This window comes from Emticicia sp. GW821-FHT11C11, assembly GCF_058808615.1.
Genome location: NZ_JBXARV010000002.1, coordinates 1137484 through 1151645, shown reverse-complemented (window position 1 = coordinate 1151645; position 14162 = coordinate 1137484). Strand labels below are relative to the sequence as shown.

10 protein-coding genes are annotated in these 14162 nt (G+C 38.2%); 7 read left to right on the top strand and 3 right to left on the bottom strand.

The features are described from left to right. Positions 1 to 96 precede the first annotated feature (96 nt). Both AC1RRY_RS14750 and AC1RRY_RS14745 read left to right on the top strand, forming a co-directional pair. Positions 97 to 756 carry a phosphatidylserine decarboxylase family protein gene (locus AC1RRY_RS14750; RefSeq protein ID WP_492819468.1) on the top strand — a complete coding sequence of 220 codons (660 nt, stop codon included), beginning with the start codon at positions 97 to 99 and terminating at the stop codon, positions 754 to 756. Between the two features lie 29 nt (positions 757 to 785). Further along, on the top strand, positions 786 to 1136 hold the full coding sequence (locus AC1RRY_RS14745) for a YraN family protein (protein ID WP_492819470.1): 351 nt from the start codon (positions 786 to 788) through the stop codon (positions 1134 to 1136). Here the strand turns inward: AC1RRY_RS14745 and ruvB are convergent. Both ruvB and AC1RRY_RS14735 read right to left on the bottom strand, forming a co-directional pair. After that, positions 1133 to 2158: a Holliday junction branch migration DNA helicase RuvB gene (gene ruvB / locus AC1RRY_RS14740; RefSeq protein ID WP_492821291.1), complete on the bottom strand. Its 1026-nt coding sequence runs from the start codon at positions 2156 to 2158 to the stop codon at positions 1133 to 1135. The genes AC1RRY_RS14745 and ruvB overlap by 4 nt on opposite strands. Before the next feature lie 161 nt (positions 2159 to 2319). Then, positions 2320 to 4887, bottom strand: a complete 2568-nt coding sequence (locus AC1RRY_RS14735; RefSeq protein ID WP_492819472.1) for a PKD domain-containing protein — start codon at positions 4885 to 4887, stop codon at positions 2320 to 2322. Between the two features lie 399 nt (positions 4888 to 5286). Here AC1RRY_RS14735 and AC1RRY_RS14730 point away from each other — a divergent pair, with 399 nt between their 5' ends. From AC1RRY_RS14730 to AC1RRY_RS14710, 5 genes are all read left to right on the top strand, one after another. Continuing rightward, positions 5287 to 6339, top strand: coding sequence for a PorP/SprF family type IX secretion system membrane protein (locus AC1RRY_RS14730; RefSeq protein WP_492819474.1), 1053 nt, complete (start codon positions 5287 to 5289; stop codon positions 6337 to 6339). A gap of 350 nt (positions 6340 to 6689) precedes the next feature. Then, the gene (locus tag AC1RRY_RS14725) at positions 6690 to 8168 is read left to right on the top strand and encodes an APC family permease (RefSeq protein ID WP_492819476.1); all 1479 of its coding nucleotides are present in this window, start codon (positions 6690 to 6692) and stop codon (positions 8166 to 8168) included. A 277-nt stretch (positions 8169 to 8445) separates the two neighbouring features. Then, entirely contained in the window at positions 8446 to 9450 is a 1005-nt protein-coding gene (locus tag AC1RRY_RS14720; protein WP_492819478.1) for a hypothetical protein, read from the top strand. Positions 9451 to 9650: 200 nt separating this feature from the next. Further along, positions 9651 to 11564 (top strand): hypothetical protein, encoded by a 1914-nt coding sequence (locus AC1RRY_RS14715; protein WP_492819480.1) that lies wholly within the window; start codon positions 9651 to 9653, stop codon positions 11562 to 11564. A gap of 457 nt (positions 11565 to 12021) precedes the next feature. Beyond that, positions 12022 to 13431: a hypothetical protein gene (locus tag AC1RRY_RS14710; protein WP_492819482.1), complete on the top strand. Its 1410-nt coding sequence runs from the start codon at positions 12022 to 12024 to the stop codon at positions 13429 to 13431. Positions 13432 to 13526: 95 nt separating this feature from the next. Here the strand turns inward: AC1RRY_RS14710 and AC1RRY_RS14705 are convergent, their stop codons facing one another. Further along, positions 13527 to 13931, bottom strand: a complete 405-nt coding sequence (locus AC1RRY_RS14705) for a small multi-drug export protein (RefSeq protein WP_492819484.1) — start codon at positions 13929 to 13931, stop codon at positions 13527 to 13529. Between the last annotated feature and the right edge of the window lie 231 nt (positions 13932 to 14162).

The window sequence follows — 14162 nt, the reverse complement described above, 5'->3', positions numbered from 1 at the left end:
GGTTATTCACATGTTCTTATAAATATTTGAGCTGTGAAGATAACGCAAAAACATTGTTTGATTATATTTGCGCATCCAAAAAACCAATATATTAACATGACACTGCATAAAGAGGGTACAGGAACTATTTCTTTGACTATAATCGGTTTAGTAATAATTAACGGATTGGTAAGATATTTTTTACCTGACAACTCGCTTGTTCATAATATACTCATCGGTGCCAGCATCGTTTTTCTTTTTATTATACTTCAGTTTTTTCGTAAACCAACGCGTACTACAACCGTAAATCCCAAGCAAATAATTGCACCTGCCGATGGAAAGGTAGTGGTTATTGAAGAGGTAGTAGAAACAGAATACTTTAACGCCCCGCGCCGGCAGGTATCTATCTTTATGTCGCCCATCAATGTTCATATCAATTTCAATCCTTTATCAGGCATTGTTTCTTATTTTAAGTATCATCCCGGAAAATTCCTGTTTGCCTGGCATCCGAAATCAAGTACTGAAAATGAAAGAAGTACTATTGTGGTAAAACATGAGAATGGCACTGAGGTTTTGTTCCGTCAGATAGCAGGCGCCTTGGCCCGCAGACTATGCTGGTATGTGAAAGAAGGACAAAAAGTAGAACAGGGAACTGAATTCGGTTTCATAAAATTTGGCTCAAGAATTGATATATTCTTACCTCTGGATGCTAAAATTCTGGTAAATATTGACGATAAACCTGTAGGTGGAGAAACCGTTATTGCCGAATTATATTAATCTTATTTTTGCTGTAACTTTTGCGATAAATGGCTCAACATAACGACACCGGAGACAAAGCGGAAGAAATGGCAGCCGGATTTCTGCGTAAAAAAGGCTATGAAATCCTCGACAGAAATTACGTTTTTGGTAAGGGGGAAATAGATATTATTGCTAAAAAAGACGACTGGCTGATATTTGTAGAGGTAAGAGCACGTTCTGAAGTATTGCATGGGTTTCCGGAACAAACCATTTCAAAGTCAAAGGCAGGGCTGATTATTAAAACAGCCGAAAATTATGTTTTTCAAAAAAACTGGCGTGGCAAAATTCGCTTCGACATCATAGCTATTATTGTCGGCTCTACTTTTGAAATCCGTCAATTTGAAGACGTATTTTTTTAAAACAGCTCCCCCATTTTGTATTTAGGTAGAATATTCAGGTGTTTAAATGCTTTTTCTGTCGCCTCCCGGCCGCGGGCAGTTCGTTTCAGATATCCTTCCTGTATCAGAAACGGCTCATAAACCTCTTCAATAGTTTCGGCTTCTTCGCCTACTGCGGTGGCAATGGTCGACAAGCCCACCGGCCCCCCCTTAAATTTATCAATAATAGTCTGCAGAATCCGGTTATCCATTTCGTCCAGCCCATCCTGATCAACATCCAGTGCGGTCAGTGCCATTTCTGCAATGGCAAGTGTAATTTTACCATCACCTTTCACCTGTGCAAAATCGCGTGTGCGTCTTAGTAAATTATTAGCTATACGTGGTGTTCCCCTGCTTCTACGGGCAATTTCAAAGGCCCCATCTTCACTGATCGGCGTATTTAATATGTAAGAAGATCGCTTAATAATTTTAGTTAGCAAAGCAGAATCATAGTATTCTAAGCGGGAATTAATACCGAATCTGGCACGAAGCGGTGAAGTAAGCAACCCGGCTCTGGTTGTAGCGCCAATCAATGTAAATGGATTCAGGCCAATCTGCACACTGCGTGCATTGGGGCCGGAATCAAGCATGATATCTATTCTGTAATCTTCCATTGCTGAATAGAGATACTCTTCAACAACCGGATTCAGGCGATGTATTTCATCAATAAACAGCACATCAAACGGTTCCAGATTTGTCAACAATCCGGCTAAGTCACTCGGTTTATCCAAAACCGGGCCAGAGGTTATTTTTATATTGGTGCCTAGTTCGTTAGAAATGATATGTGATAATGTGGTTTTTCCTAAGCCCGGAGGACCATGCAGCAACACATGATCAAGCGCTTCTCTTCTTTGTTTTGCTGCCAGAACAAAGACTTTCAGATTTTCCAGAATTTTGTCCTGCCCGGCAAAATCATCAAAAGAAAGAGGCCGCAGCGCTCTTTCTATCTCTTTTTCAACGGGCGACATTGTCTCACTATCACCTTTTATATAATCTTTCCGCATGAACTCTCTGAGAAACGCTCTCTTTTTTTCTATCAAATATACAACATTTTCGAGGGTTTAGTACTTAAAAACCCTTTAACTGTTGTCGTTCTATAATTTATAATTACGCCCTCGAAAGTATAAAGAGCGCTTGAAATGAAGAATCTATTATTTGAAAAATGCTATTTGACTAACAGGATGCCACCGGTTTTAGTTATTTTCGGTCGATACGGGAAGTAGCGACTTTTATAACTCACTACAAAGGCATAAAGCATGGGCGCCATTATTTGCCCCTTATAGGTTCCATCCCACATGTTTTCAGGCTCAAGAGATTCAAAGATAATTTCGCCCCACCGGTTATAAATCTTGAGGTCGAAATCTGATATATGAGCATTGGGGAGTTCAAATTTGTCATTGACACCGTCGCCATTGGGGGTAAATACTTCCGGCACAAAAAGCCTTGGCTCGCATCCTTCTTTCACCAAAACGGTGTCAGCTGTGGCACAGGCAACAATTTCTCCGCCTCGGGTCTCAAACGTGTTAGACACCAAAACCCGGTATCTAGCTAATGCGCTCACCGTAATGGTTGGTGTGGTTTCTCCGGTCGGGCTCCACAAATACTTTGGGTTATATGCCCGTTGTACTTTAGGGTCTAGCACTAAAGTAGCTCCTTCAAGCACACACACAAAGGCCGAGTCAGGTAGATTAATACGTGGCAATGGCTTAATATAAACCGTGTCGGTCACTATAAATGTGTTACATTTTTCTTTAAGCAGATTTCCCAATATCGGTATATTGATATTTTGGCTGAGAAGCGTTTCTGAAAAAACCTCTACAGTCATCTTAATAATGTATCGCCCTTCTTTTTTATAAATATGCGACACCTCTTTCCCTTTTGCTGTATTACCATCGCCAAAATCCCACGACACCTCCGCTTTCATTGGGCTACAGACGCCTTCTGTCTTAAAAATAGTTGGCTGGTCCTGGCAGGTGCCCTCAAAGGTTGCGCTCAGGCCATCCCCATCCTGTTGTTGTTTTGCGTGCACTACGTTTGGTAACCCAACATGACTTGTACCTAAAACCTCGGCACCAAAACCATTGTTAATGGATATATATCTTATTACTGTGGCATTCCCTACCTCTTCCGGTCGGGAAATATACGGAATCCTCTCGCTACCGTCTACAGCCATATAGATAGCTCCTCCGGAACCGACATTAGTCGGACCCATTTGTAACGCCCCAAAGGCCATCGTTACAGACGAATCTATTTTTATTATTTGGGCAGCAATGGTTGCTGTATCTGCCAGATTAAGGTTCAGTTGATACAAATACGACTTCTCTCCTTTTGTGGGATCCCCCCTTAATGTAGTATATAGGATGTCGCCACTTTGTGAAAACTCTACACCATAAACTACCGGCGGGGCTTTCACTCTCAAATTGATGGTGTGCGTATAGGTCAATTCTCCTGTTTCGGCATCAATTTCATATATTTCTACATAGTTTTTTCCATTCTTCACAAAAGTCATTGCCAGTTTTTCTCCATCAGGTGATATCTTCATATAACCCGTTGTATCTGAAGGCACCATCCCTATTGCCTGAATTGTCTCCTTCGTTCCAGTAGAATCTATCTTTAATATTCTGAATTCGTTGGTGTTGCTATTGTGGGTATAAACCAGAAAACCCTTTTCATCTTGTGTCTTTCGTGCAGCAATTTGTTGCGTGCTGGAGATACTTACCGGAATATCTTTTTCTACTACAGCTCCCTGCCCATTGTTACGCCGGAGATCAACAACGCTGTATGACAGCATGCCCGTAGTTTTATTTAAAGTATATACATAATACAGGTGATGCGGGCATTCATTACATGTGCTTTTAGGAATAATGATAGACGACTGCGCAGATGTATTAGTGCCCCCCAAATCGCTACTGGTCAATGGCGGAACAAACGCCAGTGGTTTATCATCCTTACCATATATTTTTACTCCGTCGGTATAGAGAACCAGACTCCCTTTGGGGTCATATACCATCGCCACGCCTTCCGGAGAATCGATCGGGTTGTCTTTCGTGGACTCCACAGGAATATATATCGGATCTTCCTCATCCGGGTCTTCAAACAAATCTCCCTGATTCGCCAGCGTATCTCTAGGTAATGTCGTTGCAGGATTTATACCAAACTCTAATGTAGCACCGGTACCGAAATACCATTTTTCGCCACCTCCGCCACCTGATGACTGCAAACAAAACTTTACATTGATTTTGGCAACTCTGGAACATTGGCCTGTGGGGTCAAAGACTTCTACAGAATAACAACCGGAAGAGTCTACATCTATGGTAGGAGTCGTTTCCCCATTAGGAAACCACAGATAGGTAACACCTGCAGGAGCCGGAGAGCCCCCTTGCAATAAGTTGTAGGGGTTTAATTTAAGCGTCTTACCGTCACAAATAGTAGTATCTGCACTCGTTTTCTTAAAAAATTTAGGTTGTACCGGCGGTTCACTGATTGTAATTTCTTTAGTAACTGGCGGTTGCTCAACTCCCCCTACGGTTCTGATCAAGGTTACGGTATAAGTACCTGCTTGTGAATACGTATAATTCGGATTGCGGGTGGTGGCAATATCTGACGTCGTGTTTAGGTCGCCAAAATCCCACTGCCAGGCTGTAGCATTTTTATCTTCGTCGAAAAAAACAGTAGGCTCACTGCAATCTGCACTAGCAGCACCACCCCCAGGATTAGAAACAGGAGGACTCACGCACTTTTTTCCGCCAACATAAAACTGACAAAAAGAAAAATGCGATATAAAAGATAATGTGGTCGTGATTAATAAAACCCTTAGATTAGTACCAATACCCCCCCGCATAGTTCGTATACATTATGATAAATACTAAATCAAAACAGAAAGTTACGGTTTATTCTAAAAATTTAACGACAGGCAAAGTAAATTTATTTGATAACTGCGGTTAAACATTTCATGCTACTAAACCAGATTTTTTGTAACCTTTACACCAAATACCATGTTCAAGACGTTAATTTATAAACAACTGCTACAAGAGCATTGTTTTGTATTATATACTATTAGTAAAACCAGACCTTTGCTTTTGGAATAGATTTTGCTTTAGTTATTCTTCATTATTTGCTATTGAAACCGGCAATGAGAAAATTATATTTAAGGATTATCATTTTGTGTTTTATATGCTTTAATTGTCTGGCGCAAGACCCGCAGTTTTCGCAGTTTTATGCTGCACCACTGTTTCAGAATCCTGCTTTTGCCGGAGGAGCCTATGCCACCAGATTAATAGCCAATTACCGTAATCAATGGCCTTCTATTAATGCCAATTTTGTTACGGCGTCTTTTTCTGTTGACCATTATCTTGAAAACCTGAATAGTGGAATCGGCTTGTTAATAACCAACGATTCACAAGGCCCCAACAGACTCCAAAGTACTGATATAAGTGCTGTTTATGCTTACCAAATACGATTAAGTGAAGAGAATTTCCTTCGATTAGGTGTGCAGGGTACCTACTCAAACAAAAGCATGAGTTATATGGGGCTTACCTTTGGAGATCAATATGATAACCGGGGATTCATCAATGGAAGCACAACTATTGATCCGCTGGGGCCTAATGGCAGCAATGTGCCCACTATTCATTTTGCAGATTTCAGCACCGGTGCTTTGTTTTATAACAGTAATTATTGGATAGGGTTATCTGCACACCATATTAACCAGCCGAATTATATTTTCCAGACATCTGAAAACAGCGCAAAATCATATCTGCCTATGAAATTAAGTGTCAGTGGCGGTGTGAAAATACCCTTGTTTAACCCATATACCACGGCCGCAAATGCCGACAAAGAATTATCTGTGTCGCCTGCTTTTTTATATAAAAGACAGGGCAAATTTGATCAGCTGGATCTGGGCTTTTATGCTACCTATTCACCCTTAACGCTAGGACTTTGGTACAGGGGTATTCCGATTAAAAAGAAAGACATTACCCGTACTAATCATGATGCACTGATTTTCTTAGTTGGTGTGCGCCAGGATAGTTTTTCAATTGGTTATAGCTATGATATCACCGTTTCAGGTTTAGGCATTTCAACCGGTGGCTCGCATGAAATTTCTATCGCCTATCAGTTCGAACCGGTTATCAAGAAGAAAATCAGAAGCAAAAAAATTAAAAAGGAGTTGTCTTGTCCTAAGTTTTAATCATTAGAATATTGCTGCAGAAACTACACTTCAACAGCCTATCCACCTCCCGCTCTTTATTTTACAGATTTCAATTCGTTATCAAATACACCTTTCTTCCGCAAAGACGCTCTTTCCGTTTGATCGTTTGAAAACCTCTCCTTTTTTATTCTTTCAGGGTAGTAAAAACCGCTGCATTTTTGAAGATTAAAATTTAAAATGCTGGATGATGGAATGCGATTTTTTTAAGTAAAAAGCTGAAAAATAAAAGATTATTTCGTTTTTTGAATAAACAGTTTGGAGATTCAACCCATTTTTGCATTATATTGCAATATAATTCGAAAACAAACCAAAAACATCCTAGAAATCTTATGGAAAACAGTATTTGGCGTAAAAAGCCAATGTCTGCTTACGAGGCAGATATTAAAAATAACCAACTCAAGCGGATAATGGGTAAGTGGAGTCTTACCGCCATTGGAATTGGGGGTATTATTGGAGGGGGTATATTTGTATTAACAGGTACTGCTGCTCATTACCATGCCGGACCGGCATTAGCACTTTCATTCATAATAGCTGGTATCGGTTGTGTTTTTGCCGCTCTTTGCTACTCTGAATTTGCTTCTATGCTTCCGGTTGAAGGCTCGGCTTATGCTTATGCCTATGGTACTATCGGTGAGCTTTTCGCATGGATTATCGGATGGGGATTGATTTTGGAATATGCCATGGGCGCCATGACGGTAGCCGTGAGCTGGTCGGGATACTTCAATAAGTTGGTTCATTTGTTTGGTATTGATATTCCTTATTATTTACGTAACGACCCTTGGTCGGCGGCATCTTATGCACAAGCCAATGGTCTTGAGCCCGCAGGTTTTGCTCTTAACTTACCTGCTTTTATTATTACCTGGTTAGTAACCTGGATTCTGGTAAAAGGTATCAAAGAAGCAACGAACACCAATAATATGATTGTAATCCTGAAATTAGCTGCGGTTATATTTGTAATTATTGTAGGGGTTTTCTTTGTAAATTATGATAACTGGAAGCCTTTTATTCCTGAGCCAAGACTGGTTATGCATGAAGACGGAATAGCCAAGGAAGCCTACGGTTGGAAAGGTATATTTAGTGGTGCTGCGGCAATTTTCTTTGCCTATATCGGTTTCGACGTGGTTTCTACTTCAGCCGGTGAAGCCATTAATCCTAAAAAAGACATTCCTTTTGCCATTATTGCTTCTTTGTTAATTTGTACTATTCTATATATTCTGGTTTCTTTAGTGTTAACCGGAATGATTAATTATAATGATATTGTAGGTGATGCACTTAAAGCACCGGTGGCTATTGCTTTCGATAAAGTAGGGCAACCCTGGGCTGTATTTATTATTACTGCTGCGGCCACAGCCGGTTTGATTTCGGTAATGTTGGTAATGATGTTGGGCCAGACCCGTGTATTTTTAGGCATGGCAAAAGATGGTTTATTACCGAATTTCTTTAAACAAGTACATACAACCTGGCAAACCCCTTGGAAAAGTACGCTTCTGGTAGGGCTTTTGGTTTCTTTAGTGGCCTCTTTCACCCCTATCGGTATTTTAAGTGATATGACTAGCTTCGGTACTTTGTTTGCTTTTGCTATGGTTTGTCTGGCGGTTTTACTTCTTCGCTTCAGAGAACCGAATCGTGAAAGACCGTTCAAAACTCCGATGGTGTTTATAATCGGCCCACTAGGTATCATAACTAACTTTGCTCTGATGCTTCTTTTAGACAGCAAAGCGCAACAGTTTGCTGTTGCCTGGATGGCAATCGGATTTATTGTCTATTTCTTATATAGTCGCAAGAAGAGTAATCTGAACAAGTTATAAAAGTTAATGTCTATATTTAAAAAAGGGCTTTCTAAATATATTAGAAAGCCCTTTTTTATTGTGTATAATCGTTTTCCTATATCATTACCGGTCTTTTTTAGTTTATGATTAAGTCTGTTTAAACATGTTTGGTTTAATTTTGTTTTTATAAAAAATGTGATGCATTTTTTACTCTACACATAGTTTTAATAATTTTGCAAGAAACTGATCAAAAAAATTCCAATGGCTGCTAATCATGCGCCAACTCAGTAGGTATAGCATTCCTTGTTCATATTCTATGAAAACAATTGACATACCCTTAAAGAAAAATCAAAAAATAGATGCGTGTATCAGTTACTTTGGCAAACCCTACCAGACCATTGTTACAATCTTTAGTTTATTAGAGCACAATGCCGAATACCTTGATAAAATTTATTTAATTGTTGATAAAAACCAACCTTATCCAGATGCCTGGGAAGGGATTTCGAAGATAAAATATCTGTTTAAAAAAAGAGGATTAATCATTTATTATCCAGATCATTTTTTGCCCTATATAGAAGATCACGATCCGGCTGCTTTGACGGAAAGTCAACGAAAAAGTATTCGATATCAATTTGCCTTAGAAGCTACCAATAAGCCTTTTCTTTTATTATTGCATAATGATATATTGTTTCGTGATAAAATCATTGACAAGCTTCTAAATACATATTACGAGTCTAATGACAGCCGATTGGTCGGAGTTGGCCCCATTGGACAATGCTGGAATTGCCCCGCTTTCAGTGCCCGTGTTTGTAATTCTTTAAAGTTTCCTACCTATATTCCTACTCAGGAAGAAGCCATGATGTTATATTCAACTTACGAGTCTCCAAGAAAAGAACGAGGTTTGCGTACTATCCATGAAGGCCGGTTTTTTCCTATGCCTGAATGCCGGCTAAATGAGCATTTATGCCTGATAAATACTGCCCTATATCATGAAGCAACCCTACCGAAAGGATTAGCTCCTTATTTTGGCGGACTCTGGAACGGAAGCGATACTGCCAGTGCCTGGTTTTACAATCTGGTTCATAATAAATATAATTTTAAACATTTCTATTATGAACCACGGGCAATACATGCTCCCTTTAGTAGCAGTAATAATGGTATTGGAGCAGATACAAAACGGGACATCTATGATTCTATAGAAACGCAGTCTTTTCAATATATGAAAGCGCACTATTTTTCTGAAAAATTTAAATGGTCAACGATTATTTCGGGCAAAGCTTTCGGTTTTTGGAAGAGGTTACAATTGAAATTGATGCTTTAATAAACCATAGAAAAACCGCATAAATATTAATTTTCTTTTTGAGGACTCTCTTTTTTGTGCTAATATGCGCCTCCCTTTTTAATTATCAAGACTTAATTTCTTAAAGGAATATAGCTACCTTTATCCGCCCTTTAATACCTTTTCTGCGCTGTCAGGAAAACGTCTTATAAATATTATCCGGAAAAAGATTATACAGAAAAATGATGCGGTTTTTAAAATCTGAGATTCAACTAATTTACATAAAGCTTTTCTATATACTAATACTTCTTATCTTAGTATTTCCTCATTTCAGAACTTATGAAAAACCAGAAGAAGGCCTTGATAATTCCTGGAGAATTGCGCTTGAACTTGTAAAAGAAAAAGGGCTCATTTATGGACAAGACGTTATCTTTACTTATGGCCCTTTAGGTACATTAACTCAACGGCTCGCTATTAGCAGCACTCCTCAAGAAATTTTCCTGTTCGATATCTTCTTTTTAATCAATCTTGGCATTTTATTTTATTTTCTACTTCCCAAGCCATTGCGATTATATCAACTTATTATCCATTTCGTTATCTTCCTTTTTGTTTCTTCCATATTTGGCGAATGGATTCATTTTCTTTTTTTCTACTGTTTTGCTTTTTTCGGAATCCGTTTTCTTTTCGTCAAAAACCATTGGCTTCTGTCTTACTCTATTTTTATTGGCATCGTTACTTTCTATACAAAAGCCAACTATGGAATTATCAGCTTGGGCACCGCAGCAATATTAATTGTCTATTTGTTTTTAACCAAACGGCTTACAACCAAAGAATTTACCCTGTACCTTATTGGTAGTATTCTGATTTTGTGGTTTATGTCGGTGGTATTGAAAACCAATCTTCCGGGCTATATTTCTTCGAGTTTTAAGGTGATAGACGGATACAATGAAGCACAGTCGTTATTTGTGCCCGGCCGGCTAAGAATAATCTCTATGGCTTTTATAATCTGGGGGGGCTTGATTTCGGGTGGCGTTTATTATGCCGTAAGATATCTTAGAAACCAGGGGAAATTAACTGTCCCTTTTCTTGACACTGTTTTTATCTGGTGCTGTAGTGTGGTTTTTTCATTTGTATTAATCAAATACTCGTTTGTAAGAGCTGACAACGGGCACATTACTGCCTTTGTTAAATTGGTAACCTTACCACTTCTTTTTTTGCCGGTTTTCAGCAAGAGTAATTTGCTAAAGACTTGTGGCTGGTCTTTAATTGCCTTAAATATTTGCTCTTATTTAATTCTTTACCGCCCCATTTTTGGCGAAATCCGGTTTTCAATTCTCGAAAACCTGCATACTAAATACTATGTGCTTCCCGAATACTTCCGCAATATTTCTAATAAACCAAAATATAATTTTTCAAGTTCTTATCCGGTCGACGTACTTAAATTGATCGGCAACCGGCCTGTTGATATAGTACCTAACGAGGTTTCTGAGATTTATTTTAATAAACTTAATTATGAGCCTCGTCCGACGCTTCAGTCTTATCAGGCTTATAATGAATACCTTGACACTAAAAACAGAGAGAAGTACTTGTCGGCAACCGCCCCAGATTTTGTGGTTTATGGAGTAGAAAGTTTAGATCAGAAATACGCATGGGGTGATGAAACGCAAACGCTGTTGGCGTTATTGGAACGCTATAAAGTAGTGAAAGCCTGGAGAAACCGGCTATTATTACAAAAACAACCCTCTATAAAACCGTTAATACCGGTAAAGAGTCAAGTTTCAACGCTCAAAATGGGTGAAGAATACAGCGTTCCGTCTGATAGTTCGGCTAATATCATTAAGGTTTTAAAAGTAAAGAGTTCCTACAATTGGTTTGGAAAACTTCTTAATCTTTTCTTACAACCCTCTCATCTTACTTTGACCATTACAACAGAAGACGGTAAAAAGACATCTTATAATACCGTCCCTATTTTGTTGGAAAAGGGTTTAATTGTTAACTCCAAAATAGAAAATGTACAAGATGCCCGAGAATTCTTTGAAAACGCCATTGTTCCAAGTAAGTCTATAAAATCAATCAATATAAACGAAAATGTCAATTTCTCGGCTGGTTTTTCAACTGAATTGATATTTGAACTTGTTTTTTATAAAAAGGAATAGTCTTTTAAATGTCCAATTTTTACTTTACTTTTACGAAGCACCTTAAACCGTGTATTATACTTGGCTTTTGTGTAGAATTACATAAGGCGTACTGTTTTTTGATTTCGGTTGTCTGTTAAAAATTAAATACACTGTCATTAAACACCTCTGGAAACCCTCTTCGTTTTTTATGATTTTTTTTAACCCTATGAAGTCCCAAACGTAACCTTTTTTTCTCTTACTATTAAAATCTATACCAACCAGAATCATGTACGCACGTAAATCCTCCATTTATTTGCTTCTCCTGTGTGTTCCGTTTATTAGCTTTTTATTCATTTTTTTCTTTTTTGGATCGAATATTCCCTTTGAAGATGATATACGTATTTTACATTCCGTTTTGATTGATTTGCCTGATGCCAGTGGTTTATCCAGAAAAATCACCTTGTTTTTCCACCCCCACAATGAGCATCCGGTGGTCATGTATAAGCTTGCCATATGGGTTTATCATTTCATATTCTCCGGCATCAATATTAAAACCATTAACTTAATAGGCAATCTTCTGTTCTTATTGTCTTTTGTCTTTTTTTACCGCCAGCTAAAAATTATCAAAGCATCCTGGACCTGGTTAATACCGATTCCCTATATAATACTCTCATTGTTTTCGTATGAAAACGCTCTTTGGGCGCTTTGTTCTTTCCAACACACAGCCATTCTAACTTTTTTTATTGGGGGTTTATATTACTGTGTTTTATACCGCGAAAACACCTCTAAGTTTTATCTGGGTCTGTTCTTTTTGCTTTGCACCAGTCTGAGTAGTGGAAACGGTTTTTTAGGCTTTATTATCGTGTTTGTTACTTTATTGTTTGAAAAACGATTCAAAAGCGCGCTCATAGTTGGTATTCTTCTGGGTATGGTTAAGTATTTTATTCTAAACGGTCTGCCTTTTAATCAACCTATGGCATTCCAAGAGATTTTGCGTTCTCTCTCTATTTTGTCCGGCTCTATCATTGAAACCTCAGAAAAAACCTACATTGTCTTTTTATTGGGTATTATCGTTCTTTCCACTATCTCTCTGTTTGTATTGTATACCTTCTTTGCTAAACATACGCGCGAAGACCGGCTGTATTTTATCATCACAAGTGGAATCTGCCTCTTTGTTATTGGAACATTCCTTGGCTTAGCTGCATTTAGACCCATTCGTTCTTCTGAATTTGCCGATAGATACCGTGTTTACACCCATTTACTCTGGGTTGGCCTATATTTGTTTTTAATTCCTTTCTTTATTAAATCTAATTTCCGTCAATATTTTTCCCGTCTGGCAATAGTGGGTGGTGTTTTCTATATTCTTTATTCTTTTTATTCTGCATTTCCCCGGGTATTGATTGCTCATCATCAAAGACAAGCTATTTCTTTCAACTATTATAACGCCCATACATGCTTTAGCGGGTGTTCTTATATAGACTATTTTGATAAAACTTTTAATACTCTGGCCGATAAAAATATCTATCATTTACCCCTGCCTGTTTATAGTTACAATGGCGTGGAAAACAGCCCATTGATATCTGCTTTAAAAGTTAAAAGTATGAACGCTGAAACACTTTCACTGGCATCAGAAACCGGTAACTATGCTAAGGAAGGTGCCATTTTTTTACTTCTGACCAACTCTCGAAATTCTTCTATGCTTGTTCCGGTATTGAATATGCGTAACAGACAGTTTCTAAGACCCGAGAAAACGTTTTTTAAGGGTTTCAGAGTTGAACTTCCTAAAAAATGTTATCCTGAAGATATTTACACTATATCCATAGCCACCTGGAAAAGCGATAAATTTGTTGTTTCTAAAAGCAAGTTTTTATTTGATAACCGGCAAAGCCCTGCTTTGTCAAATTAATCTTCTGCTTTGGACATTGCGGCAGTCTTATAGTGAAAACAAGAAAGCCGGATAGTGTATCACTATCCGGCTTTCTTGTATGTTTCTTTCAATTATTATCCCGTAAAAATATGTCGTGCATAATACAGAAATAAACTCTGTATAACACCCCAGACACATGCGCTTATAAGCATGTTTAAAAGAATTTCTTTCTTTTGATACCTGAACGCTATTGCTAAAATCGCCCCAAGTATCGGACTAAAAAGTATCGGTGTCAGAAAAGAAATACCTATCAATCCGAATTTCCTTCTAACCCTTATCGCTATCCTGTTTGATCTGGTAAATACACGCCGTTTTGTTTTTCTTTGAAAAATACCAGAAAATAATTGCCCTATCTGGCTTCCAAAGAACGTTATCAGCGACACGGTAATCATCATGCCAACAACCGAACAGATGGCGGTCTCAACCCACGTAATTTTCAGCGCTAACCCTGTTATCGGGCCTCCGAAAAACTTTATCATACTCGCCAAAATTACCGAAATATACTTAGCCACTTCCATTGTTTATCTTCTTTTATATGATAATTGCTTATCATCTTTCTTCCCTATGGACTTTAAACAGTAACACCAAAGTTTCAATAAAGGTTAAACAAAAAGTTATTTTTATTGATTTTTGTTTAAAATTATAAAGAACCGCCCATGTGTGAAACTAAATCTGATAAGATTAATCTTTTCTTCATTTTTCTCAATAAA